This is a genomic window from Agrobacterium sp. SUL3, assembly GCF_001263295.1.
GTDB classification, from domain to species: Bacteria; Pseudomonadota; Alphaproteobacteria; order Rhizobiales; family Rhizobiaceae; genus Agrobacterium; species Agrobacterium tomkonis.
This window is the reverse complement of sequence record NZ_KQ414529.1, coordinates 1-24,090: the sequence shown is the minus strand read 5'-3', so window position 1 is coordinate 24,090 and position 24,090 is coordinate 1. Positions and strand designations below refer to the sequence as shown.

General features: G+C 57.4%; 17 protein-coding genes and 1 pseudogene. 13 read left to right on the top strand and 5 right to left on the bottom strand.

The genetic code is table 11. The features are described 5' to 3' along the window. Positions 1-71 precede the first annotated feature (71 nt). The gene (locus tag AKG12_RS27280; protein ID WP_052821245.1) at positions 72-1,187 is read right to left on the bottom strand and encodes an anti-phage protein Upx-like protein; all 1,116 of its coding nucleotides are present in this window, start codon (positions 1,185-1,187) and stop codon (positions 72-74) included. A gap of 264 nt (positions 1,188-1,451) precedes the next feature. Here AKG12_RS27280 and AKG12_RS31190 point away from each other — a divergent pair. Both AKG12_RS31190 and AKG12_RS31330 read left to right on the top strand, forming a co-directional pair. Further along, positions 1,452-1,844: pseudogene (locus AKG12_RS31190) on the top strand (flagellin N-terminal helical domain-containing protein); the annotation flags it as partial. A 387-nt stretch (positions 1,845-2,231) separates the two neighbouring features. After that, positions 2,232-3,140 carry a flagellin gene (locus AKG12_RS31330; RefSeq protein WP_350640983.1) on the top strand — a complete coding sequence of 303 codons (909 nt, stop codon included), beginning with the start codon at positions 2,232-2,234 and terminating at the stop codon, positions 3,138-3,140. A 7-nt stretch (positions 3,141-3,147) separates the two neighbouring features. Here AKG12_RS31330 and AKG12_RS27270 read toward each other — a convergent pair whose 3' ends face one another. Next, entirely contained in the window at positions 3,148-3,738 is a 591-nt protein-coding gene (locus AKG12_RS27270; RefSeq protein WP_082179075.1) for a recombinase family protein, read from the bottom strand. Between the two features lie 193 nt (positions 3,739-3,931). On the opposite strand from AKG12_RS27270, the gene AKG12_RS27265 reads away from it, so the two are divergent. Both AKG12_RS27265 and AKG12_RS27260 read left to right on the top strand, forming a co-directional pair. Next, positions 3,932-4,309: a hypothetical protein gene (locus tag AKG12_RS27265; RefSeq protein ID WP_156316103.1), complete on the top strand. Its 378-nt coding sequence runs from the start codon at positions 3,932-3,934 to the stop codon at positions 4,307-4,309. Between the two features lie 105 nt (positions 4,310-4,414). Then, entirely contained in the window at positions 4,415-4,621 is a 207-nt protein-coding gene (locus AKG12_RS27260) for a helix-turn-helix domain-containing protein (RefSeq protein ID WP_052821241.1), read from the top strand. Positions 4,622-4,642: 21 nt separating this feature from the next. Here AKG12_RS27260 and AKG12_RS27255 read toward each other — a convergent pair whose 3' ends face one another. Next, positions 4,643-4,978: a hypothetical protein gene (locus tag AKG12_RS27255; protein ID WP_052821240.1), complete on the bottom strand. Its 336-nt coding sequence runs from the start codon at positions 4,976-4,978 to the stop codon at positions 4,643-4,645. Positions 4,979-4,984: 6 nt separating this feature from the next. Continuing rightward, positions 4,985-5,584, bottom strand: a complete 600-nt coding sequence (locus AKG12_RS27250; RefSeq protein WP_052821239.1) for a hypothetical protein — start codon at positions 5,582-5,584, stop codon at positions 4,985-4,987. Between the two features lie 622 nt (positions 5,585-6,206). On the opposite strand from AKG12_RS27250, the gene AKG12_RS27245 reads away from it, so the two are divergent. From AKG12_RS27245 to AKG12_RS27205, 9 genes are all read left to right on the top strand, one after another. Beyond that, positions 6,207-8,198: a ShlB/FhaC/HecB family hemolysin secretion/activation protein gene (locus AKG12_RS27245; protein ID WP_285278026.1), complete on the top strand. Its 1,992-nt coding sequence runs from the start codon at positions 6,207-6,209 to the stop codon at positions 8,196-8,198. 102 nt (positions 8,199-8,300) lie between these two features. Next, positions 8,301-8,864, top strand: a complete 564-nt coding sequence (locus AKG12_RS27240; protein WP_052821238.1) for an invasion associated locus B family protein — start codon at positions 8,301-8,303, stop codon at positions 8,862-8,864. 140 nt (positions 8,865-9,004) lie between these two features. Continuing rightward, entirely contained in the window at positions 9,005-9,817 is an 813-nt protein-coding gene (locus AKG12_RS27235; protein WP_285278025.1) for a ChaN family lipoprotein, read from the top strand. Positions 9,818-9,840: 23 nt separating this feature from the next. Further along, positions 9,841-11,841, top strand: a complete 2,001-nt coding sequence (locus tag AKG12_RS27230; protein WP_052821237.1) for a filamentous hemagglutinin N-terminal domain-containing protein — start codon at positions 9,841-9,843, stop codon at positions 11,839-11,841. Between the two features lie 125 nt (positions 11,842-11,966). Beyond that, the gene (locus tag AKG12_RS27225; protein ID WP_285278024.1) at positions 11,967-12,806 is read left to right on the top strand and encodes a tetratricopeptide repeat protein; all 840 of its coding nucleotides are present in this window, start codon (positions 11,967-11,969) and stop codon (positions 12,804-12,806) included. A gap of 17 nt (positions 12,807-12,823) precedes the next feature. Continuing rightward, complete coding sequence (locus tag AKG12_RS27220; protein WP_233282627.1) at positions 12,824-13,120, top strand: hypothetical protein; 297 nt, start codon at positions 12,824-12,826, stop codon at positions 13,118-13,120. Positions 13,121-13,181: 61 nt separating this feature from the next. Beyond that, entirely contained in the window at positions 13,182-21,836 is an 8,655-nt protein-coding gene (locus tag AKG12_RS27215) for a two-partner secretion domain-containing protein (RefSeq protein ID WP_285278023.1), read from the top strand. Then, on the top strand, positions 21,833-22,219 hold the full coding sequence (locus AKG12_RS27210) for a hypothetical protein (RefSeq protein WP_052821235.1): 387 nt from the start codon (positions 21,833-21,835) through the stop codon (positions 22,217-22,219). The genes AKG12_RS27215 and AKG12_RS27210 overlap by 4 nt, the downstream gene beginning before the upstream one ends. A 251-nt stretch (positions 22,220-22,470) precedes the next feature. Then, positions 22,471-22,791 (top strand): hypothetical protein, encoded by a 321-nt coding sequence (locus AKG12_RS27205; RefSeq protein WP_285278022.1) that lies wholly within the window; start codon positions 22,471-22,473, stop codon positions 22,789-22,791. 179 nt (positions 22,792-22,970) lie between these two features. Here AKG12_RS27205 and AKG12_RS27200 read toward each other — a convergent pair. Then, the coding region (locus tag AKG12_RS27200; protein WP_156316102.1) for an AAA family ATPase at positions 22,971-24,090 on the bottom strand (1,120 nt) is incomplete at its 5' end.

The following is a 24,090-nucleotide window of genomic DNA, read 5'->3' as shown; positions in this document are numbered from 1 at the left end:
GGGCAAAGTTCAAACATGGGTCAATTTTCGATGGAAATATCCTGTGCTACCGGGTCACTTCTCAGTGGCAATCAACATCCTGGCTTCTCCCTGCATTCCGTTGCTGTCTCCTGGAGGACACCAGCAAGATTGGCGGACAGAGCATGGCCATCAGGATTCGGTCTATCGAATCCCGTTTCGCTGAAATTTGCGAAGTCGTCAGCTACCAGCACGAGATGAAACCAGAAGCCTGGTTGGAACTCGACAGCTATCGAGGGAATGACATTCGCGCCGGGCTTGATCTGTGTCGGAGGAATATTAATTGTTGAAATGGCTGGGTTGAGCGACAACTGGTTGGTCTGTGACTGCAGGAGCCCCATATGCAGGGCGTTAGCGGTTCCTGCTTCAATACAATTTTCAATTACTGCGCGTCGAATAGCCAGCCCGACAGCGGAAGGAAGGGCTACGACAATCGCGTCTTCAAAATGAATCAGGGGGCATCGCTCCAGAGAACTGTTGCCGTGAAGCCCGATGCCGACCTGTCGATCAGAAGGAGATAGGAAGAATCTACCAAGAGCGACGGGGTTTCCACCCAATCCGGATATTTCAGAATCTGTGAAAGTAACGCGCTTGGCCAACGTTTTCAGCGTCGGCACCAACTCCAAAGGGAGAGTTGGCAGCTTGTATTCGGAACCACGTACGAATGCACTGAGGCCTGCACGGGAGCAAACCTGATCCGAAAGCAGCAGCAGGGTCCGACACGCCTCACGAAGCACCGCGTAGAATGCGATATCAGGCATCGTTTCCAGTACATTCAACATATGTTGGAGATGATGGCAGTTCGCCTCAGCGAGTCCTTCCAAGACGAGATAATTGCGTCCTTCAAAGTTCACTCTGCCTACGAATACGTCTTCCGCAGCATCTTCCATAAAAGAAACTGCTTGGCCAACCTGTATGAACCATCGAGAGGCATCCTGCTTCGTTGGCTTCTTTTTTCCGGAGGCGTTTGAAACAACGAGATGGCTGATGGCTTCGAGGCGCACTGTATTCGTTTGGAGATGAGGAACCGTCAGCAATCCACCTACGGCGGCAATGCTTGATTTTGCGTGATACTGGCGGAAATCAGCAGCCAATGCTTGGGCGCTTCTTTCCGAGCTGTCGGCTAGCATCTTCTGTGCGTCAAATAGGCTTTCGGGAATCTCAAGCATTCGTGCTAACAACCCCTCAATGAATCCAGTCAGCGATATTGTATCGCAAAGCGACATTCCCGCTATGGATGTCGTTGCGGTAGTCACAGGAAACAATCTTCGCTCGGGCGGATTATCATTGCTTCCAATAAAACGGGGAGTTTCCCCCTGCGATTTTGCCGTATTCGTTAACGCCGTTTGAACATGGTCTGACGGCGGGGTTGCCGCACTCGGGTTCATGACGATGCCGATCTAAAAATCGATCCATTTCCAACGGCATGGCCAATGACGAGTATCCTGACGAACACATCGGCGGCGATGGCGCTGGCCACTTTACGAACCATCAACAGTCAATTGAACCGGAACCAGAACGAGGTTTCAACGGGATACCGGGTTGCGACGGCTTCCGACAACGCCGCGTACTAGTCCATATCCACGACCATGAAATCCGATGCCGGAGCGATGGCGGCCGTACAGGACGCAATGGTGTTCGGCGCAGCCAAGATAGACACGGCATATGCCGGTATCGAGGCCACCATCGAAGTGGTCGACGCATTCAAGTCCAGGATCGTCGCCGCGATGGAAGCTGGAGTCGACAGAAAGAAGATTCAGGGCGAACTGGAGCAACTCAAGCAGCAGGCGACGTCGATCGCTACATCTGCGAGCTTCAGCGGCCAGAACTGGCTCAACACCGACATTGCCAGCATCTACGACCAATCCAGCAGCCGCACCGCCCTCACGACAGGATTCGTCCGCCAAGGGCCGTCGGTAAGAGTCACCACCACGGATGTCGACGTTGCCGGGCTGTCCCTGTTCAACACGACGGGCGGTGGCATCCTCCAGAAAGACGACCGCAGCCCAGGAACGATTGGTGGCCTGCGCAACACCGACACCTTCACCTACGGCGGCGGAGCAATCCAGAGCTTCAACTTCGACGGCCCACTCGTCTTCACCGACGACTCGACCGCCATCACCTTCCAAATAATCCTCGATGCCGACGACCCGTCTACGACGACAGCTCCGGGAAGCGGAACGACGGTCAATGTCACGCTCAACCGGACGCTCATGGATCAGGTTTATCCCACACTAGACGGCGTGATTTCTACGCGAGATCAGTTCGCATGGCTGATGCGCGAGGCGATCATCCCCCTCGGAGCGCAGTTTGCCAGCCGTAGCGGCACGACCGACGGATACGCCCTCCTGTCCCTCGAGACCTCCGGACTGACGGGATCATCCATCCAGGTACTCAATGTCTCCTCGACGCTGGCGGACGGGAAGACTGGCGGCCTTGCGGCGACCGGAACGAACTATGGCTCGCGCCCATCGGTCGTGAGCTACTGGGACGAGCCCTTCACCGTCCACAGCACCGCACAGATCTATGTGCCCATCAGGATCAACGGCACGACGACTACCGTCGAGATCAACCGGGCGACGGTGGACCAGGCTCTGGGAACGACGACGGGGGACGTGACCTCCGACGACGACCTCGTGGCCGTCCTCAACACTGCGATGCAGGCGCAGAATGTCGGCGTGACGGTGACGAATGCGGGAGGGTACATCCTCTACGAAGTGGACGAGACCATCAACAAGGCATCGGGAAGCAAGACCTCCATCGGTATAGGCCCTGCCTACGACGGCTTTGGCGACCTTCCCAACTTCGGCCTCCTCGACGTCGACATCACAACGCCCGGCGCAAACCTCGACTACTATCTCACGGGGATCCAGGCGATGCTCACAAAGCTCACGGGAGCCGGCTCCGTTCTCGGATCGCTCGAGAAGCGCAACTCCATGCAGGCTGACTTCCTCGACAATCTGATGGACTCGATCGAACGGGGAGTATCGCGCCTCATCGACGCTGACATGGAGGAGGTTTCGGCGCGCATGAATGCCTTGCAAACGCAACAGCAGCTCGCCATCCAGAGCCTTCACATTGCCAACTCCCAACCTCAGGCTTTTCTCAGCCTGTTCCGGTAGAGCTGCTTCAGGCGAACCTTGCCAGCTCCAGACGCTCGATCCCCCTGGCCACTGTTCTCGGATGGACGTTGTATCGACGGGCGACATCCTGGACTGATGATCCCGAATCGATCGCGGTCCGGATTTCAAAGCATTGCGCCTCGGTCAGCGCTGGTCGTCGCCCCGGATACTTTCCACGGGCCTTCGCCGCCTCGATGCCCGCGATCGTTCTTTCCCGGATCAACGACTTCTCGAATTCGGCAAGCGCTGCGAGGATATGGAAGATCAGCTTTCCGCCCGCCGAAGAGGTGTCGATGTTTTCCGTGAGAGAAAGGAAGCCTATGCCGCGACGCCGCAATTTCTCGATCACGGTAATCAGGTGCCGGATCGACCTGCCCAGACGATCCAGCCGCCAGACGACCAGCACATCGCCTTTCCGAAGCGCCTTCATCATGGAGGACAGACCGCATCTCGCATCCTGGGCTCCGGAAACACCATGATCCTCGAAGACCTTCGCACAGCCCGCATTCAGGAGGGCATTTCTCTGCAAATCCAGGTGCTGGTCCGCCGTCGACACTCTCGCATATCCAATCCTCGCCATGAATCCTTCCAAATCCATCCTGCATCCCCGGACTGCCTTGACAGAACCGAACGGATTCGCGGAACTGGCGGACGGGGATGCAGAAAATGCGTTATAGGCAACATTCACAGACACTTACGCATGGAACAAAAGAGCTCCTTGCGTCGTGACAAAACCGTTCGGTTCTGTCCTTTCGTGATGCTCGCTTTGCCGCCCTCGCCGGATGCCGACGATGAGGCGACCAGAGACCTTCAAGCAGATTTCCCGACTTCTCATGGATTCATGGATTTCCAGTCCCGATGAGCTTGCCGATCCTAAGGGCATCTATGGCCCCTTGCATGGAATGCTCCGGGCCAACATGGTGCTGCTCGTGATCGATACCCGGTCCAAGAATCCCGAAGAATTCCACCTCAACTTCGTTAAGGACTACACCCTGCCGACTGGACTTACCGACATGAGCCTGCTGCAGCGTCCCTGCTCGTTCATCGACTTCCCGGATCAGCACTACCTGCAGAGAATCGTGGTTCCAGCCTATGCCGACGCCGTCGGACGACAGCGCCCGGTGATAGGAGGCATCGTGACGAATATCCTCGACATGCACGTGGCCTAAGGCCGGATCATCCTCCCGCAGAAGAATTCGGCGGGACGGAGTTCCTGGTGCATCAGCCTTATCGATGTACGCTTCCTGCTGCCGATGGGACCACGTGTCGACGGATTGGATGATGCCGATCTCGGTATCGTCCAACTGCTGGCCGAAGGTGCATCCACGAGGGAGATCGCAGATATCATGAGCCTATCGGCACGCACGATCGAGCACAGGATCGAACGCCTGAAATCCGCCTTCGGTGCCAGGAACATCGCTCACCTCGTCGGATTGTCGATCTCGGCGGGCATTTCGGGCATCGGCAAACGGGACGATTGATCCGCCTGCCGGCTATCCTGTTCAGGAGCCAGCAGGCATCCGATCGCGATAATCCTCGCACCACGAGAACCGCCTGTATCCACCAATCAATCTGTCCAGAAACGACGCTTCGAAGTAGTCCAGGCAAACAACTTGAAAACTATCCTCCTGGGCGGCTTTCTCTATGCGGGCGACGCGCTCCTTTTCCCGTTCCAGACGAGACGTATGCGCTGACCAGGAGGCCCACATCGGAGCACCAACCGTGCTCAAAACAGTGAATGCAAGGATCACAGCGGATATCAGAATGGAAATGCCCATGAAGCCACCGAAGAGCGTGACGATGGCCCGATGTGCGGCGTTTCTGTCAAACTTCGCCATCTCCGTTCACACCGTCTTCAGTTCGCGGCCGGCGAATTTCTGACCGACGCGAGAACGCTCAAGCTCTTCCCGCGCAGCCAGCGAATCCTTTCGAATACGAGCCGGATTGGAATGATGGATGGCGAGGAAATAGAACAGGAATCCCGGGACGATCAGCACCAGCCATGCGGCGAGCGTGGCGCCGAATATGTAGCTCACTGGAAGTCCGACGAAAATCCAACCGAGCAGATACGCAATGGGCAGGATGCCGATCGCGACCAGTCTCTGCTTGAGCACGTCCATCGTCCGGACAAGCGAGAAGTAGTTGTTGCCACGGACTTCGCTTTCAGTAGCAACGATATGGAATACCGATTTCTTCCATCCCTGGATTCGTCGGAAATAGAACGTGGCAGTGTTGCCGATCTCAATCTCGGCGTCGATCTTCTCATTGGTGGTAACGCGCTCGAACTTTAGAAGCGCGCCATTCGTGTCCTCTATGACGATGTATGCGTAGTGCCACACGTCATCGATATCGTCCAGGCCGTTACGGCCAAGGAATGTCCTGCCGGTATATTCCTTCACCGCTCCAGTGATTCTGATGATGTTCGGGTTGTCTTGAATGGACATACGAGTCTCCCTGCAGGTTTTCGGGAGACGGTGGCTGTTTCGGATTAAGGGAGTTACCTGTTTGTCAGGGGGAAACTACCCGATCTCCGGCTGGAAAGGTGGATTTCTGGCCCCGAGCGCCTGGCTCTTTCCGGCTTCAGCGAAAATAGGGTCAGGCCTGCGAGCCCGCGGCCCCTCCCCGATCGCCCCCTAGAAAACACACGCAAAGGTCGTTCATCCTCGCCCTTACTGGCCGGGAAAATCAAAAAATCTGTCCCGGGTTCGCTGCGTCTGGTGCCCATGCCGGCATTCGGGTCAGATCACAAACAATCATATATGACTTTTTGCATTTTACCCCGTGACCAATCCAACTGCGGGCAACCGGCTGTCTGCTCAACTTCGGTCGGAAAAATAAAACCAGCGATGGCAAACACTTAACTATAATTTTGACGTGAAGTATCGCCCCTTGAATCCACTCTGGCCAGCACCGTGCGAGCTTCGACCTCAACGAAATGCAACGCATAACTGATGCAAATTGGTAACTCAATTCTCATTCTTTTGATAAGCGCGCCAGAGTTGTCTTGCAAAATACCCTCTATTGATTAATGCGTCGCATTGAGCAACATGGGGTTGAAGTTTATTGATGACCAGATATCTGGCCAGAGCGCTATTTCTCGTTCTGGCAGCTACCAAATCATCCACAGCAGGTGGTTTAGACAGGAAAGTGATCGGTGGTATTGCACCGGCCCCACCCACGTTGCGAAACTCGGTCGTCGTTCTCTGCGCAGCTCTTTGCTTTGCTCCACAAGCGGCATTGTCACGGGATGATCTTAAAGGGCCGCCGCCGGCAGAAGCGAACGCAGGTCAGGCAGATCCAGGTGTCGCCGTATCGCAGGAGCCTGCCCTGACGATCCAGACATTTGCGGGTCCTATATCTGATAATGCGACGTCCGGTGCTTCACCATGTTTTCCGGTAGATACGATCCGCATCGAAGGCGGCCACGAACTCATTGGCAGCGAAGCTGTTGAAGACGTGACAAGACCCTTCGCATTGTCCTGCCAGAGCAATGAAAGCGTCGGCGGATTGCTCAAGGCGGTGAATGGTCTTTTTGCCGACAGGGGTTTTGCCACGACGCAGGCCTGGTTGCCGGAGCAGGACATCGCCGCCAGCAGAACGCTGGTCCTGCGCGTTGTGCCCGGGCGGATCGATGCGGTCGTCTACAAGGAGGAGCAGCAGCCTTATAAGGCGTTCTTTCCCCGCATGGCCGAATTAAGTGGCAACGTCGCACGATCCACGTCCATTTCCGAGTTCGTGCAGCAGGCAGATGCCTGGTGGGAGGGCCTTGATGACGATCTTGAACACCTGACCTTGTTGCCACCATCCGCGCGAATCGCGATGACTGGCACAATTGCCAAAGACGATGTCCTGCATGTCGATCGCCTCCAGGACACACTCGATAGCCTCAACAGGGTTCCTTCGAACAAGGCCAAGGCGGAGCTTGTTCCGGGCAAGAGGCCGGCGACTTCCGACGTACAGATCACAAACCGCATCAATGATGCGTTCAGGCTCTACGGCGGTTACGACACGGAATCCATCGAAGGTGTCGATAAGCTTCGCTTCGGGATCACGGCGGAGAAAGACAATCTCATCGGCATCAACGACATGTGGGGGCTGACGCTTAAGAGCGGCGTCGAGACTAACGAGCTGAGCGGTGATTTCGCTGTTCCCGTGGGACGCGCCACAATGAGGCTCAAGGGCGACTGGTCCGAGAACATGATCGACCTCGGCCCGCTTTCCGAGTTGTTCATGACGACCTGGAATGTCAGTGCGGGTGCCGACTGGATCGTTCATTCATCACGCACAGAGCGGCTTGTCGCCGATTTCACGGTCACGCATCGCGAACAGAACCGCTACATCAACGGCGTTGGGCTGATGGATCAGCGCGTTTCTCCGCTTCAGGCGGGTCTGACTTACAGCCGCTTTTTCGAACGCGCCAATGTGTCGGCCAGGATCGGCGCCAGCCAGGGGCTGTCTATCTTCAATGCACGCGAAGATGCCGACGATATCGATGACTCCACGCCCCACAGCCAGTTCACAAAGCTGGATGCATCTCTTTCGGGGTCCTATGTCTTCCCCGGGCGCGCCTCCGTTTCGTCCAGCCTGTCCACACAATGGGCGGCAACCGCGCTTTATTCCGACGACCAGATGACGATCGGCTCGCGCAGTTCGGTACGCGGATTTTCCAATGGAAGCTTCAAGGCTGACCGGGGCGCGGTGTGGCGCAACGAGGTCGCATTCGCCATGCCGGTCGATTTGCTTTTGGGGAAAGCCGGATCAGGTACGCAGCCGGACAGCCAGGGTCCAGTGCAAATATCCGCCCCATCGTCGGAATGGGCGCGAACGACCCTCTCCCGTCTCAACCCTTATCTCTTTCTCGACGCAGGGCTCGGCCGCGACGTTGCCAATGAAGTCACCGGATACCGGGTCGGCAGTGGTGTGGGCCTGCGATATGGCGGCCCAAGGCTTTCTTTCGATGTCGGCTACGCCTGGCGAGTTGCCGAAGACAGCCGAAGCCGGCGCGTGAGCGAGGAAAAGGGTGAGTTGTTCATGACACTGCGTTTGAAGGTTTTTTGAGCCATGCCGTTTTTGTTCGATGCTCCCTCAAGAAACGCTGGCGATAATCACCTCACGTTCGGGCTGTGCCGCTGGCTGGTCTCATCAGTATCCGAAATTGGCATGGCGGCGCTTATTGCCGTTGGATTGCTGCTGATCGCTCCTGCGGCGAAAGCAATTGCGGAGGACGGCAAGGCTCCCGCTGTCCGGGAAGAGACTTCCGGGGTTGCGGCAGAAGCAGTCGTAGAGCCCAAACGTTATGGCGACTGGGAACTGGTCTGCAAACCGCAGGCGGATACCGCCACTCCAAAAGCGGAAAGCGCGGCATGCCGTCTCCAGCAGGCGCAGGCCGTCAACGACGGGAAGGATGTCGTCTTTCTGTTCAACATTGCGAGGCAGGGAAAACAACGCGTCGCGATCATTTCGACGCCCCTGAACGTCTATCTGCCGGCAGGTCTGGAGTTGAAGATCGATGGCGGGCAGACACAGCGCGTTATCTTCGAGACCTGCAATGTCTCCGGATGCCACGCCGGCTTTGCTCTCAACGGCTCGCTGCTCGGCGCGTTGCGCAAGGGAAACGTTCTGACGGTCGCTCTCAAGGACACCAAGGCAACCACCATTCCGCTCAAGGTTTCACTCAACGGGATCAGCGCCGGTATCGACGCGCTGGATGCGGCAACACCATGAGAGCAGACAGGGAGATATGCGCAGGAATAGCTCGCCATGTGTTGGTTGCCGGCCTGATGGCGGCAGGCTGGCTATCTATGGCCGGACAAGGATTGGCGGCACCCGGCGAGTTCAAGGAGTGCCCGGGCAGGATTGAAGAAGTGTCCAGCAGCAGCCCGATCTCCTTTGCCGACCTCGCCGGTCGCATCAGCAAGGTGGATTACGTGCTCTTTGGCGAACGGCATGGCGTCAGGGAGCAGGCAGTTGCGTCGTCCTGCGTGCTGTCGGCAATGGCAAAGGATGATCGTCCCGTAACCGTCGTAATGGAAATGCTCTCGCGCGATGACGATGCGGCAATTGCCCTCTATCGCAAAAACCATCCGGAAACACCGGCCGGGCTGGGCGCAGAACTTAAATGGTGGACGCGAGGCTGGCCAGCCTTCGACAACTGGTTGCCGCTCGTTGAGCGCGCATTCAGCCTTCGCATTCCGTTACGTGGCGGCGATCTGGCGGAAAAAGATGGACGCACGAGCGAACTGACACCAGGCGAGAAAAAGGCGATCCGCAAACGGCTCGGTGCAGCCGAAACCGCTGTCCGCGAAAGCTGGACGAAAGCAATGATGGCAGCGCATTGCGGCCTGATCTCGGACCGGCAGGCCGCGCTGAACGCCAACCATCAGATCCGCCGCGATATTTCCATGGCCGATGCCGCTGAGCAGGCCGGGATGTTGAAGCATGGTGTTCTGCTGCAGGTCGGCCGGGGTCACAGCCGCAAGGACCGCTCTCTTTATCAGGCCCTTGCCCGGGCAGACGCGTCGGTTCTGACCGTTGGCGCTTTCGCCGAAGGTGAAAATATCACTGACGAGGAGCGCAGGCTCTACGATTACCTGTGGATCGTCGGCAAGGCTGAACTGGCCGACCCGTGCAAATTGACAGGGCTGACGAGCAAGACAGGGGAGCCCATCTCCGAATGAGACGTACGTTCCGGTTGGCAAACATGAAGAATTCCGTGGCAGCTAGTCTGTCCTTGCTGCTGTGCGGCGTGGCGCTGCCCGTCTTCGCGCAGGTCATTCCCGACGGTGGCAGCAATACGACCACCAGTATCGACTTCACTAGCGGCGCTACAAACGTTCAGATCGCACCAGTCGGCAATCCGACATCCGCCATCAGCCACAACACCTATACGGAATTTTCCGTCAACTCTCTCGGTGTCAATCTCGACAACCGGACAGTCAACGCACGCACAATCCTGAACGAGGTAACATCCTCCCGCATCTCGAACCTTAACGGCCCTCTGGATGTGCTGGGTGCCCGCGCCCATGTCATCGTCGCGAATCCGAACGGCATCTTCGTCGACGGGGCAAGCTTCCACAATACCGGAGGTGTCGTGCTTTCCACCGGCAAGGCATCTGTCGTGAGCCGGCAGATCACATCCGGCTCCTACCAGGACAACGTGGTGCTCAAAACGGAAGGCGGCACGATCGATATCGGTGCGGGCGGTCTTTCCGGCGCGATGTCTACCCTGCATTTGTTGGCAGGCCGCATCCGCGTCGACGGCCCTGTCGAAAACAGCTCCCCGCAATTGCGCTCGTCTATAGAACTGACCGCTGGCGGCAGTTCCGTCGAATACGATTCAGCGATCGTGCCGAACTCCGATCTCGAGAACTGGGGACGGATGACAGACGAGGGAAGCAACGATAATTCTGTCGCCATTGAAATAACCTCGCGCGGAACGCTGAAGGCCAATACGGTCCGCATCCGCGCCACCAGCAATGGCGCAGGTGTCAGCCACGCGGGCAACGGGCTCGCGGCATTCGGCGATTTCGTTATCGATGCATCCGGCAAGGTTACAACGAGCGGGTCGATTGAAGCGAAGCGCAATGTCCACATTAACGCAGGCTCGATAGAGGCCCGTTCACTGGCCGGTCAGCCTCAAAGCAAAATCGAAGCCATCAACGGCGCGTTGACGCTTCTTGCCGACACGGGCGACATCAAAAATACCGGTGTCTTGATGAGCGGCAGCAGCCGTGACGGAGCGAATGCAGACTCCAAAGGTGCCGCTACACTCAAGGCTGCGGGTGATATCGCGCTGCTGACCGAGAATGCCGATCAGCTCGCAATCGTATTCGGAGCGAAGGACGATCTCGACGTCCGCGCCGGCGGCTCCATTACCAATAATACCGGCAGGCTGCTCTCGAATAATAAGACCATCGTCGAGGCTGGTGGAGACATCCTCAATATCGCCGATGTCCTCAACGGCGAAGGTGTCTGGCACTACCAGAAGAACGACGGCAAGCGGCTCTGGTACACCCTCTGGCAATCGCGCGAAACGATCGAAACCGTCAGCCTGGATTACGGTCAACAACGGGTGCCGGGCCAGCAGGCATATATCATCGGTGACAGTGTCGCGATGCAGGCCGGTGGAAATGTCGTCAACCGCGGCAGCTCAATCAATGCCAATACCGGATCGGTGCTGATTGACGGGACGAGCATTCTGAACGAAGGCGGCCTGTCCGGCTCCCTGCAGTTCGTCAAGCGCTGCAGGCTGACTTGCATCGGTTATGGCTCATCCACGACAGGTGTCGCGGGTGGCGCCATCAATGCCAACGGCAATATCGAATTGCGCGCCTCATCCTCAATCCTGAACAGGTATGGCCAGATCGTCAGCTACGGCAGCATCAACGCGACTGCTCCCTCCGTGGTGCTGGAGGGTCGCTCGATCCCGACCGTCGTTCAGCGTCCAACCGGTCTCTATAATTTCTGGGGCGGATCGACCGCGTGGATCGGGACCGGCGATCAGGGTGGTGTCTTTGATGCCCCCCAGGGCAGCATCACGATCAATGCCTTCCGTCCGGTTCAGGTGACCGCGGGCACGCTGCGGGCGAGAGATGGTGTCTTTGCCCCCTCAGGTATCGAAACCTTCAAGGAAACGGCAGGCGAAGAATACCCGTTCGGCCTCGACTCCATCGGGCTCTTCCCGGGGATGGTGGGTAGATGACGGCAGGCCGACTTCACCGGAAATCACCATTCCTGTTCGCCGTGACACCCAAACTCACGGCGCCGAAAAAAGACGAAATTGCTCTCGGGGCTAACCCGGAAAATCCCGATCACGGAGTTCAATCCATGCGCAACACATCATGCCGCCGACCCGCCCTCACCTCTTTGGCGACTATCGCCCTTATGGGAGCCCTGGGTTTGGCGCAACCCGCAACGGCTGGCCCTCTTGAAGATGGCAAGGCGCTTCTGGAAAAGAAGGATTTTGCCAATGCCGCAAAGACTTTTGCCGAGGGTTTTGACAAGGGCGATGGCGAGGCCGGCTTTCATCTGGCGCGCATGGTCGAGCTCGGTGTGGGTTTTACGCCTGACGCGGTGAAAGCACGGGCTCTCTATATTGCTGCGGCGGAAAAGGGGTCGGCTGCGGCGATGAACCGGCTGGGGCTCATGCATCTTCGCGGCGAAAATGTCCGCCAGGATTTTGCCGCCGCAGCGGAACTGATCTGCAAGGCCGCCGATCTCGGCAATCCGGAAGCCCAGTTCAATTGCGGAGGTCTTGCTCTCGATGGTCTCGGCCGCGCCAAGGATGCCGCGATTGCCTTCGGTTATTACGAAAAGGCCTCGCAAAATGGGCATACCGGCGCACGCAACATGGAGGCCGCGCTTCTCCGGACCGGTACCGGAACCGAACAGGACCTCGCCAGGGCGGTGAAGCTGTTCGAACAAGGCGCGTCGCTCGGAAACCCGGTCTCGCTCTACGGCTTCGCCGAGATGCTGGAAAAGGGTGAAGGTGTGGCTGCCGATCCGATCCGTGCCCACCTCTATTACAATCTCGCCAATGAACGCGGACACCCCGGCGCGCGTGCCTCTCTCGAGCGCCTGACAGCGAGCATGACACCGACAGAGATCGAGGATGCGCAGGCGCGTGCTCGCAATTGGAAACCTGCTCAAACGGCTGAAGCCAATTGAGCACCAGGATTGAGAGAATGGTTGGCGCGAAGATGACCCGATTTCTATCCCTGTGCCTTTTACTGGTCTTTGCGGCTGGCTGCCGGCCGACTGACCCGCAGCCAGTGGCCACCTGGAACGGCGAAAAGATCATGTCGGCGACGTGCACCAATTCGATCATCACCCCGACGGAGCGATCCTGCAAAAAAGCCCTCCTCGAAAAATGCAGGCCGGGCGCGACGATTGCCAATGTGAGCGAAACATCTCGCCAAGTTTACCGCCATCCGGGATGGACCACGCAATATATCTGGACCGTCCTCATAAAGAACTGCTGACGATCTGGTTTGTACCTACGCGAATACGAATTCAATTGCCCTTGCTGTTGGGAGTATCCGAATGAAAACGATGATGGTCAAAGCGCTGATCTGCAAGTCCAAGCCGGGCAAGCTGGTCAAGAAAGCGACCGCATTGGTGACGTCGGTCAGCCTCGTGCTGACGACGATCGCCAGTTCATTTGCACCTGCCAGCGCGCAGGTTATCACAGATCCGACCGCGCCAATTGAGTTTCGTCCAAATGTGACGTCTTCGGGCAACGGAACGCCGACGCTGAACATCGTCAAGCCGTCAAGCGGCGGCGTCAGTCACAACAAGTTGCGCGAGTACAATATCGATACGCGCGGACTGATCCTGAACAATTCCGGGCTTGGCGGAACCTCCATCATCGGCGGCAAGGTTGAATCCAATCCCAATCTCGTCGGTGGCAGCTCCGCCAAGATCATCGTCAACGAAGTAACGGGCAGCAGACGTTCCAACCTCAATGGCGTGACCGAGGTTTTTGGTTCGAAGGCTGATGTGATCGTGGCCAATCCCAACGGCATCGATTGCATGGGGTGCGGATTTATCAACACCGGTCGCGCAACGCTGACCACCGGAACCCCGCTTATCGACTACAATGCGGGCACTGTGGGGCTGGAAACCAGATCCGGCGACATCACCATTTCCGGCACCGGTGTTTCGGCCGCGGGCGGCCAGTCGCCGGACGAGATCCGGCTTGATGCAAAGTCGATCCGGATCGATGGCCTGATCGATGCGCGGGGTCGTATCGACCTCAAGGCCGGCTCCAATCGCACGGATGGTTTAACGGGCAAAACGACAGCCATCGCCGGCGATGCCACGGGCCAGGGGATCGTTTCGAGCGCAGCAGGCGTTGTACGCGCGGCATCGATTGCAGCACTTTCCAGCGATCTGAACACAGGAATTTCGCTGGCTGGCAACATACAGGCTCTTGGTATGCTCGACGCCAATGGAGCGCTCCTGCCGGGCGCGCTTTCGCTCGTCTCCGCCGGTCAGATTCAGTTGGTGTCGGGCGGTGTGGCCGGCAACGCCGACCTCCGTGCAGCAGGCGCGCTTCAGATTGCGCGCGATCTCGCGGCACAGGGAGAAATCTCCATCACTGCCCGCGATGTTTCTCTGCTCGATACGGCGACCGTAGAAGGCGGGCGCGGCCTTTCCATCGTTGCGAGTGCAGACATCATTTCCGCTGCCGTCCTCAAATCCGGCGGTGCGATGACAGTAGAAGCGGGCGGCAATGCTTCTCTGTCCGGTATTATCGCCAGCGTCGGCAATATGAACCTGCGTGCGACAGGCAAACTTGCCACCGACACGGCAACCCTTGTTGCGCCGAACATCGACATCAGGGCGAAGGACGTGGCGCTGACCTCAACCTGGTTCGAACCGGAAAACCAGGGTTCGATCACGGCAACGAATGTCGAGATCGGTGACGGCACCCAGTTCAAAAAGACTTCTCCGGTCTTCATCAATGCGGCTGAACAGCTAACCATCGGCACCCGGATCGATACGGGGGAATATTCCAAGCTTTTCATGGCTTTCCGGGATCTGGCCATTTCGAACACCGGTGTGTTCACGACGGGAGACCACCTGTTCGATGTCCGTAACTTCAGGAATGCCGGCGTACTCCTTTCAAGCGGCCAACTCGCGATCAACGCTCAGCAGGCTATCGTTGATGCAACGGGTGTGATCAAGGCCGGAACGCTCAGGATAACGACCGCAGGCAATCTCACCAATCTGGGAAGCCTCCTCTCAGAAACGACGCTTGCGCTTCTTTCTGACGGAAGCGTAACAAATGATGGAAAGATCACCGCAGCAGGTGAACTTGAACTCGATGCCGTAAATTATATCGCCAACTCGCAAGGGGCTCAATTGGCTGCCCGCAAGGCAGAGTTGGTCCTTGGGAACAATCTCCGCAACAACGGAGCGATTAGCGCACTCGAAACCGTCGATATCAGCGCGGGTGGCGCGATCACGAACACCGGTACGATCAGCTCCAATGCAGACCTCACTCTCGTGGCGGCTGATATCCTCAACTCTGGCGCAACAGCATTGATCGGAACACATGGAAATCTTTCGATCACGTCCGGTCACCTCGCCAACCTGTTCGGCACTCTCCAGGCCAATGGAAGCTTCGAAATCGCCGCATCCGGCTCTCTCACTAATGCCGGTCTGCTGCTCGGACGGTCTGACCTTGGGGTTACAGCCTCAGCACTGACCAATCTCGAAACCGGCAAGATCCATGCGGGACGGATAGATATCAAACTGGTTTCTGGAGACCTGACCAATCTTGGTCAGATGGTCAGTGGAGACACGCTCGGCATTGTCACTGCGGGAAGTGTCCTCAACGACGGTGTCGTCCAGGCGAGGTCATCCACGCTGCGCCTTGAAGCAGTCTCTTACGTTTCCAATTCTCCTGCTGCAGAACTCGTTGCCGCAAACGCAAATATCATCCTGTCTGGATCCTTACGCAATGCGGGTCTGATCGCCACGTCTGGAGCGCTGACTCTGCAGGCGGCGCAGGGTGCGCGAAATGAGGCAAGCGGCGAAATCGTCGCCAAGGTGATCGAGACGAAGGTCGTTGGCGATCTCGTCAATCTCGGCAAACTCGTTTCCGAAACAACGCTGAGTGCCACCGTTTCCGGCCTCCTTGCCAATAGCGGTTCTATCCATGCCGCCGGCGATCTGGAACTGACTGTAGCCGATCTGATCAACAGTGGTTCCGGGTCAAGTATCGCCAGCAACGGCGACATAACCGTTCTCGCCTCGCGCCGTATCGCCAACAACGCAGGTTCAATCGCTTCCAATCGCGCGCTAACGCTTTCGGCAGACACCACTTTGTCGAACTCCGGTCTTCTGCAAGGCAGAGAGGGGTTTTCAGTTTCGGCTGAGAAGCTCGATAACCAGCAAGCAGGACGCATATATGCCGGTTCGACACGCCAGACAGAAAATGTCCCCGTAGCCGTTGGCGAATTGACCGTAAACCTTTCCGGAAGTCTCTCCAATCTCGGTCAGATCGTTTCGGCCAACGGTGCCCTGCTTTCAGCGGCCGCAAGTCTTGGCAACAACGGATCAATCGAGGCCGGAGGAAATCTGCGTCTTCAGACTTACAGCTATGTTCCCGGCTCTTCGTCTGCCCGTCTGGTGGCCCGCAATCTCGACCTCATCCTTGGTTCGTCCTTCACAAATGCCGGGTTGCTTACCGTTGCCGGCAAGCTTGGTCTCGATGTCAAAGGCAATCTTGTCAACGGCGCCACAGGTAAAATCGATGCCGGCGCGATAGAGACCCGTGTCAGTGGAAACCTGCACAATCTTGGTTCGATCCTGACTCCGGGCACACTGAATGTCGTGGTTGGCGGCCTGCTGACAAACGAAGCGCTGATTCATGCCGGGGCAGGATTGAAAGCCCAGGCCGCGTCGCTCGCCAATGTCGGAACCAATGCCGCAATCAAATCCAGTGGCAATATGATCCTCGAGGTTCGCGGCAATCTCGACAACAACCTTGGCCGCATATTCGCCGGCGGCAATCTTGCAATCGAAGTCCTGGCAACGCTGACCAACGCGTCGGCCCGTATCGAAAGCGGCGCCGACATGCAGATCAAGGCGACGGCAATGATCAATACCGCCCTGGATGGGACGGACAGCGCGCAGGACTATTACCAGCTCGGTGATCTCAGCATTCTCTATGCGACCGAGCGCACCAGCAGCCCCGCGCGGTACTGGGGTACAATGACCGCCACGCGCGACGAGTTCTCCGGGATTGTTCGAGTTCGATTGCCCGGCACGATCCGCGCCGGCGCAAACATGGCGATTTCAGGCGACGCCCTTGAAAACCGCGAAGGCCGTATTCTCGCGGTCAAGGACCTCTCCATCGACGTGAACCGTATCCTCAACGATATGGTCACCAGCAATGTCGATCACTATCGCGTGCAATGGGGCGGTGTCCGCAGCTTCATGGATAGCGGGTCGGGCAAGTTTCATGCGCCGGTCGGTGCCGATCCGCGATGGCTGGTGGCACAATTCAACCCTGCTGTTTTCAAGGACCCGGCGCTTGCGGAACGCGCTGAAGGCGGCAACCGGATGATTGTCATTTCCAAGGGCAAGTCTCCGGTGACGATCACCTATTCGGGCAAACAGAAATACAAGGATGGCGTCATCAACGGAGGCGCCGTCCAGGTCATCGAATACGCGGACGCGGCAAGTCTGCTTGATCTGGCTGCACTCGGTATCGATCCGAACAACATCCCCGACGTGATCATGATCGGCAGCCGTATGGCCGAGGTCGGGACTGGACCTTACGGCAACGCCACGAAAACATATGTCGGAACCGCCACGGTCGGTGTCGGCTCCATGATAAAGTCCGGCGGCTCTCTGATAATCGATGGCGGCGCTGCGATCACCAATCGCGGCACTCTTTCCGGAAGCCTCGTGTCTATCGAGGCCGGAGAATTGCAAAACGGCCTCGGCACGCCCGGCGGTATCGATGGTTCCGGTTTCGGCAATTATAGCGGCACGACGCCTGTCGGCATCAGTGGCAATGTCGGTTCGGCTATTGGCGGTGCCGCAGGCCAGTTGGGCATCGTCAACTTTGTGCTCGATGATGTCTCGGTTCCGCCTCTTGACCTCGGAGCTTTCGAAGCGCGCAATCTCCACAGCGTCAACGCCTCCGATTTCGGTAACCTCGTGCGCGTTACGGGCTCGGCCGAAGCTGCACGCCTGCTCGGCTCGGCGCGCATAGATGGCGCGGCGCTCACCTTCTATGCGGATCCGGTCGCGGAAGCCAAGGCTCTCGCCGAGGCGGCCCGCCAGCAGGCTGGTACGCATCTGGTCATCGATCCTTCCCTCTCCGTGGAAGAGCAACGGGAGCAGCTTTACCGCAACGCTGCCGAATTCGCGGCAAGCACCGGTGCGCAATACGGCGTGGCCTTGACCGAGGCGCAGCGCGCTGCCCTCGAAAAGCCGATCGTATGGCATGAAACCCGCATCATCGACGGCAAGCCGGTGCTCGTTCCGCGCCTTTACCTGCCCTCGCAGGACGAACTGCTGCGTGGCGGGCGCGGTGCGGGCCTGATCGCTGCCGACGATCTCCTGATCGATATTGACGGCAAGCTCAACAACAGCGGTGCGATCGTGGCCTCCGGGCTCGCCTCGATTTCCGCCTCCTCTATCCTTAACCAGCGTCTGATCGACCTCGATGAGCGTGACCGCGCACTTGCCGGTGGGCGTGGCGACAGCGGCCTCATCTCTGCCGGCACGCTGTTCATGGCGACCGACGGCGATCTCCTGAACCGGGGCGGCACGCTTGCCTCGGCAGGCGATATCGACCTCAGGATCGGCGGCTCGCTGATCAATGAAACAGAGCGTTATACCCGTACCGTCGATTCACAGGATGGTTGCGTCGGCAAGGCCTGCGGCACCCTGCGCACCGATTATAATGTTGCATCCATCACGGCCGGACGGGATCTGACCGTCATCGCCGACCGGGATATCGTCAATAGCGGCGGTACACTCGGCTCCGTCACCGACATGCTGCTGGCGGCCGGACGCGATGTAACCTTCGAGACGCTGAAGGACAGTTTCGTCGCCGAAGATTACAAGAAGCGCGGCTTCCTGTCGGGTATCACGGTGCTGCGCAACGAGATCACCACCGCCGAGGCCAGCGCCCAGTCGCTGGTTGGCGATGTATCGATCCTTGCGGGCTACGGCGTATGCGACGGTGGCAGCCTGTGCGCGAAGGGAACCGCTCCTGGCGATGTTCTTCTGAACGGCGCGCTGGTCAGCGCCTTCGACAAGCTCTCGATCGACGCCACCGGCAAAATCGACATGGGTGTCGTCAGTGAAGAAGTCCATAACCGCTACAAGGAATGGGGTTTCAAGGGTCTGGGATGGGGCTCGGTCAAGCAGGCGTGGAACGATGTCGATACGACCGTCACCCGGCTTTCGGGCAATGACGTCTCGCTCAATGCCAAGGGTCCGATCACTGGAACGGGCGTGAAGATCGCCGCCGTCAACGATCTTCTGATGAAGACCGATGACACGATCCGGCTGGAAGCGGCGCAGGATGCGCTTTATTTCACGGAGAAGGGTTTTTATGTCGGGCTGAGCTTCCCCGGATCGGCCGGCATAGACGCCGCACTGAAGGGCGGCTCCGGCGGCCAGATCCTGTCCGGCCTTGCCGGCATCAATCCCATCACCGCCAAACTTGCAACGCTTGCCAATGCCGACAATGGACTTGCGGCGGGGCTGGCTGTTGTCAATCTGGCGACGGGGGGACTGGGCGCTTTTTATAGTGCAGGTCAATCAACCCAAGGGCCTTCGCTCAGCAATCCGGTCGAGAAAATGCTGGACCCATTGGGGCAATTCCGAGACCCGGGAACAGGACAGATCACTGCCGGCTCGATAGCCAAGACTGTCGGCATCAACCTGTCCGTCTGGAAGAGTGAGCAGCGCTGGAGCGAGAGCCAGGTTTCCGAACTGACGGCTGGCGGCGATATCGTCATGAAAGCCGGGCTGGACGTCATTCTGGATCAGGGCACGAAGATGGTCTCCGGCGGCGACGTCACCATCGATGCCGGCCGCGATATCCTCATGGCGGCGCTTGTCGATTATGCCAAAGACAAATCGTCTTCCTTCGGCCTGCAGCTCTCCCTGTCCTCGATCGGCTTCGATATCGGCAAGTCGAAGGGCTATGACGAGACGCTGACGAATGCCTCCATCACCGCCGCCGGCAATGTCTCGCTGACATCGGGCCGCGATACGTCGCTTCTCGGCGGCAACATCATCGGCAGGACGGTCGATCTCGATGTCGGACGTGATCTCACCATTCTCTCGCCGCAGGCTCAGGGCTGGCGGGACGGCTTTTCCTTCGGCCTGACGGTTGGCGTCAACCCCGCCGACTGGAGTGTTCGCGGCTCGAAGGAGGACGGCATCAAGGCATGGTCCTCCGGCTCTGGGATTGTCGCGGCACAGGGCATCGATATCAAGATTGCCGAAGACACCACGCTGGTCGGCGCGCTGCTTCAGGCGACCGATGGCGATATCAGCCTCGATACCGGCACGCTGACCGTGGCCGACCAGAAGGACACTGATCAATACAAAAACGTTGGCGGCTCGATCGGCCTCAGTGGCGGCGGGCTGAACTCTGTCGGTTTCTCCTATGAGAAGAAGGACAAGCAGGGCGAGACGCGCACGACGCTTGATGCCTCGGGTGATCTGAACGTCACCATTCGCGATGCGGACAAGGACGGTGTTGCCGGAACGGAGGCGGACAAGGCTGCCGCCGAGGAGCTTCTCGCCTCCATCAACAAGGATGCCTCGAAGTATAAGGAAATCACCAAGGACAGCTACACCAAGCTGTCGGGCGAACTCGATGTCGAGGCTCTGCGTAATCTGAAACGCAATCTCGATTTTACCCTCCGATATAGCCAGGCGCAGGATGCCGCCGTCCCGGGCTGGATTGCGGCAGAAGGTCCGCAGGCCATCGATCAGTATCGTGAGGCAATCCTCTATGGCGGAGCAACACCTGCCGAAGCTGAGGAGTTGATGAAGACGCCGCGCTTCCAGGCCATGCTGCAGGAGCGCAAATCCTTCGAGGCTCTGAAGCAGAGCGCACTCAACGGCGAGGACCTGCTGAAATCGATTATGCTGATCCAGCAGGGCGAGGAACTGTATCGCGATCCGACGAGCGGTAACCTTATGGTTCGCACCGCCTGCGGTACAAACGGACCCTGTGGCGTCGAGATTTCCAAAGTGCGGCCGCTGGCAACAGAGGACGTGGCAAACTTTATTGAGCAGAAGCTGGCGCAAGGTGGCGATAAGGCCCTGCAGGAGGCGCTGGAATGCGCCCTGGCTTATGCCCTGGTTCGCGGGGACCTCAACCACTTCGAAACCCTGAAATCATCAGGCAAATTTGATTCCGCAGCGATCCAGAAATATGCCGACGCAGCGAAAAGCATCGTCGGTAGCAATCTCCAGAACGAGGCTCCGGCTCTTGCCGCCGATGGCATCGACATCACCATGACGTTGACGAAGATCGTCATGGCCAGCCAGAACGGCCAGATCGATGCCGCACAATTCAATCAGTTGATCGACATCCTGAAAACCGGCGGACCAAGCGGTCAGGCGGCAAGCTTCCGGATTGCGGTTGCTCTAGGTGCGCTCAGTGATGCAGGCTCAGATTATCTGAAAGCTCTCTCTCAGAGAATGCTGGACGATTATGTGGCGGATGCCGCCGCTGAACGGCAAATCCGCGAATTCATAACTGCAAATCCGGATTCACCCGAGGCAAAGGAAGTTAAGCAGCTTCTCGCGCAGGGCATTGCAATGTCCATGGCTATGGCTGCCGTTGGCATAAGCTTCTATAAACCTAACTCTGGTGGAATTATAAAATATCAGGACGGTTCTTTCAGCGTTTCGGACTGGACCGGATATCCATCGGGCTTGCCAAAACCTCCAGAAGGCACAGTATATCGGTTACTTTCAGGATCTGAATATGTAGAAGCACGAAAGCTCGCAAATTCTGCAAACGCAAAATTAAGGCGCGAAGGTGTCGTTCCTGACGGATATGAAATTCATGAAATCGTTCCAGTGAAGTATGGCGGTAGCCCAACTGATCCAAATAACAAGGTATATCTACCGCGTGGGGATCACAGATCGGCCGTAACACCTTGGTGGAACAAACTTCAACGAGACTTAGCAAGATGACGATCTTCGACGCAATACCTAACAAGAAACCCATTGATAGCGATCGTGACGTCGGCGACGTTTGGCCTGAATACGGCAATCGTTGTGAGCTCAACCAGTTTTTCAGACAGTTTGTTTCGGCTGAAGGCTGGCTTGGAGAAGGATACCTTGCCATTTGGAGTAAAGAAGAAATTTCGAAGTTTCGTAGGGGAACTGTCGAGGCTTATGGGGATAAATTTCGATTTTTCGCGTCTGATGGCGGGGGCACCCAGTTCGGTTTTTACGAGCAAAACGGAGAAATATTGTACGTTTCCGCCCCGGACATTGGCTCGATCTCCGACATGAGGATTTTAGGAAATTGGAGCGATTTCTTGAACGCAGTATCAAATGCAGACTATATTTAATAGAAACTTCGTATTCAGCTATCGGTACCTTTCGCTGTTATCGTCTACAAATCTCGGGGCTATTCAACACCGACGGCCTAAGGCAATACCGTCCGCCTTCAAGCAAGCCCAACAGCCCACATGCATTTTGAACGCCGTGAGTTTCCAAATGGGCGTTGGACACACGATGGCCGCCTTGACCTTACGGACTAGCCACGCGTTCGCAACTGCCGCTACCAAGCTGCGAACGGGGTGAGGTCGGATCGCGTGAAATGAAAATGCGCGAGATAACAGGTGAAAATATGAATAAGAAACATATAGGGCCGTCTGAGTATTTGGGGTTCTTGTCTCAGGTATCGCAATTCATTGATCCTCAAATTGTGCGCGATGCCGCCGACTTCGATTATGGGCAATGGGAATTGCCATTCGAAGCCGTCCTGATTGAGCTTATGAGGATGCCTAGAAATGAAATAGAAATTGACTTTAATGCAGTTGAGTTATTAGCAAAGGAAGCGGACATTACTGAGGAGGGCGTAATAAATCCGGAAAGTTGGCGCAAATTTTTAGATTGGTATCACAGCAATACCACATAAGGTTAGCGCATAAAAATTGGCCTAGGCGTGATGCTGTCGTGCACGGGTTATGAAAGACCTGACAAATCCAGAGTTGCTGACATGAGGGCCGAAAGGCCACTACGTTCTTGAATATGATATATTGAAATCATTCTGAAGAGCGCAGGTAAATCATGGCAGATGATTCAACGCAATCCAGACTACCCACCACCTTCCTTTGGCGTGGAAACGATATCCATCACTTCCTTTCCAAAAACCATGCTGCGGTTTGCGACAGCCATTGCAAGCTTTTCGACTTCCAGCCTCCGGGTTTCGATGATCCTCGTCGCTCGCAGTAGCTCCGCCTCCAGCAGCCGTTCCACACGCAGTCGCAGAACAGGATCATCACGCCGCAGTTCTTCCAGTTCATTGGGACTCGAGACATCACAGTATTGGAGCGATACCAGCCCCAGACTTGCGAGCATGATCGTAGCGATATCCGAAGCTCGCTGAAGATCGGATCCAGCGACGCCTCCGGAGCCGTCGAAAACATCGCCGAGGATGACCTCTTCGGCCGCCATTCCACCCAGCAGCATCGCAATCTCGTCCAGATAGGACTGCCTGCTTCGATTTGGTGTATATCTCCGCCGCCACTGCACATGCCCGATACTTGCGTCTCGGTGGCTCGCCTCCCTTGCCACGACAATCATCTCGATCTCGGCCACAGACAGAATGGCGCCGACGATGGCGTGCCCGGCTTCATGTACAGATGCTGACCAAAGCTCGTCGTCGCCGACGGGTGAAATTGCTGGCACGACTGCAAGCACATCGGCCATTCGAACTTCCCTACCCTGGCGACGGGCAATCCGACGAGCATCCTTCGCGACCTGCGCGATATCTGCGCCAGAATACCCACTTGTTGCCAAAGCAGCTTTAGTGAGGTCCTCCGGAGCGCTGGCAGCGCCCAGATGCATCGCAAGCATCTGCTCGCGAGCCGCTTGATCGGGAAGCTCGATCGCGATGTGGCGGTCAAGGCGACCAGGTCGACGCAATGCCGGATCGATATCGTTCGGAAAATTCGATGCAGCGATGACGATCACCCCTTCCCTGCCTGCGGATCCATCGAGCAGTTCGAGTAAGGCGTTCACCACTTGAAGACTGTAATTTGCGTTGTCTCCTCTGAATGTCCGCCTGTCGCCGATGCTGTCAAACTCATCAATGAGGAGCACCGACGGAGCTGCTGCGGCGGCGTCGCGGAAACTCTTGCGGATTCCGCTGTGAAGCCGGCCGCCATTCCGATCATTGACCGGCCACCGTTCCGATTTGAAGCCGGCCACCATT

Excerpts from the sequence above, each read along its gene's own strand:
- AKG12_RS27210 (WP_052821235.1), top strand. The coding sequence starts at position 21,833 with ATGACGATCTTCGACGCAATACCTAACAAGAAACCCATTGATAGCGAT.
- AKG12_RS31330 (WP_350640983.1), top strand. The coding sequence starts at position 2,232 with ATGGATCAGGTTTATCCCACACTAGACGGCGTGATTTCTACGCGAGAT.
- AKG12_RS27220 (WP_233282627.1), top strand. The coding sequence starts at position 12,824 with ATGGTTGGCGCGAAGATGACCCGATTTCTATCCCTGTGCCTTTTACTG.
- AKG12_RS27265 (WP_156316103.1), top strand. The coding sequence starts at position 3,932 with ATGAGGCGACCAGAGACCTTCAAGCAGATTTCCCGACTTCTCATGGAT.
- AKG12_RS27255 (WP_052821240.1), bottom strand. The coding sequence starts at position 4,978 with ATGGCGAAGTTTGACAGAAACGCCGCACATCGGGCCATCGTCACGCTC.
- AKG12_RS27240 (WP_052821238.1), top strand. The coding sequence starts at position 8,301 with ATGGCGGCGCTTATTGCCGTTGGATTGCTGCTGATCGCTCCTGCGGCG.
- AKG12_RS27230 (WP_052821237.1), top strand. The coding sequence starts at position 9,841 with ATGAAGAATTCCGTGGCAGCTAGTCTGTCCTTGCTGCTGTGCGGCGTG.
- AKG12_RS27250 (WP_052821239.1), bottom strand. The coding sequence starts at position 5,584 with ATGTCCATTCAAGACAACCCGAACATCATCAGAATCACTGGAGCGGTG.
- AKG12_RS27205 (WP_285278022.1), top strand. The coding sequence starts at position 22,471 with ATGAAAATGCGCGAGATAACAGGTGAAAATATGAATAAGAAACATATA.
- AKG12_RS27215 (WP_285278023.1), top strand. The coding sequence starts at position 13,182 with ATGAAAACGATGATGGTCAAAGCGCTGATCTGCAAGTCCAAGCCGGGC.
- AKG12_RS27270 (WP_082179075.1), bottom strand. The coding sequence starts at position 3,738 with ATGGATTTGGAAGGATTCATGGCGAGGATTGGATATGCGAGAGTGTCG.
- AKG12_RS27225 (WP_285278024.1), top strand. The coding sequence starts at position 11,967 with ATGCGCAACACATCATGCCGCCGACCCGCCCTCACCTCTTTGGCGACT.
- AKG12_RS27280 (WP_052821245.1), bottom strand. The coding sequence starts at position 1,187 with ATGCTTGAGATTCCCGAAAGCCTATTTGACGCACAGAAGATGCTAGCC.
- AKG12_RS27245 (WP_285278026.1), top strand. The coding sequence starts at position 6,207 with ATGACCAGATATCTGGCCAGAGCGCTATTTCTCGTTCTGGCAGCTACC.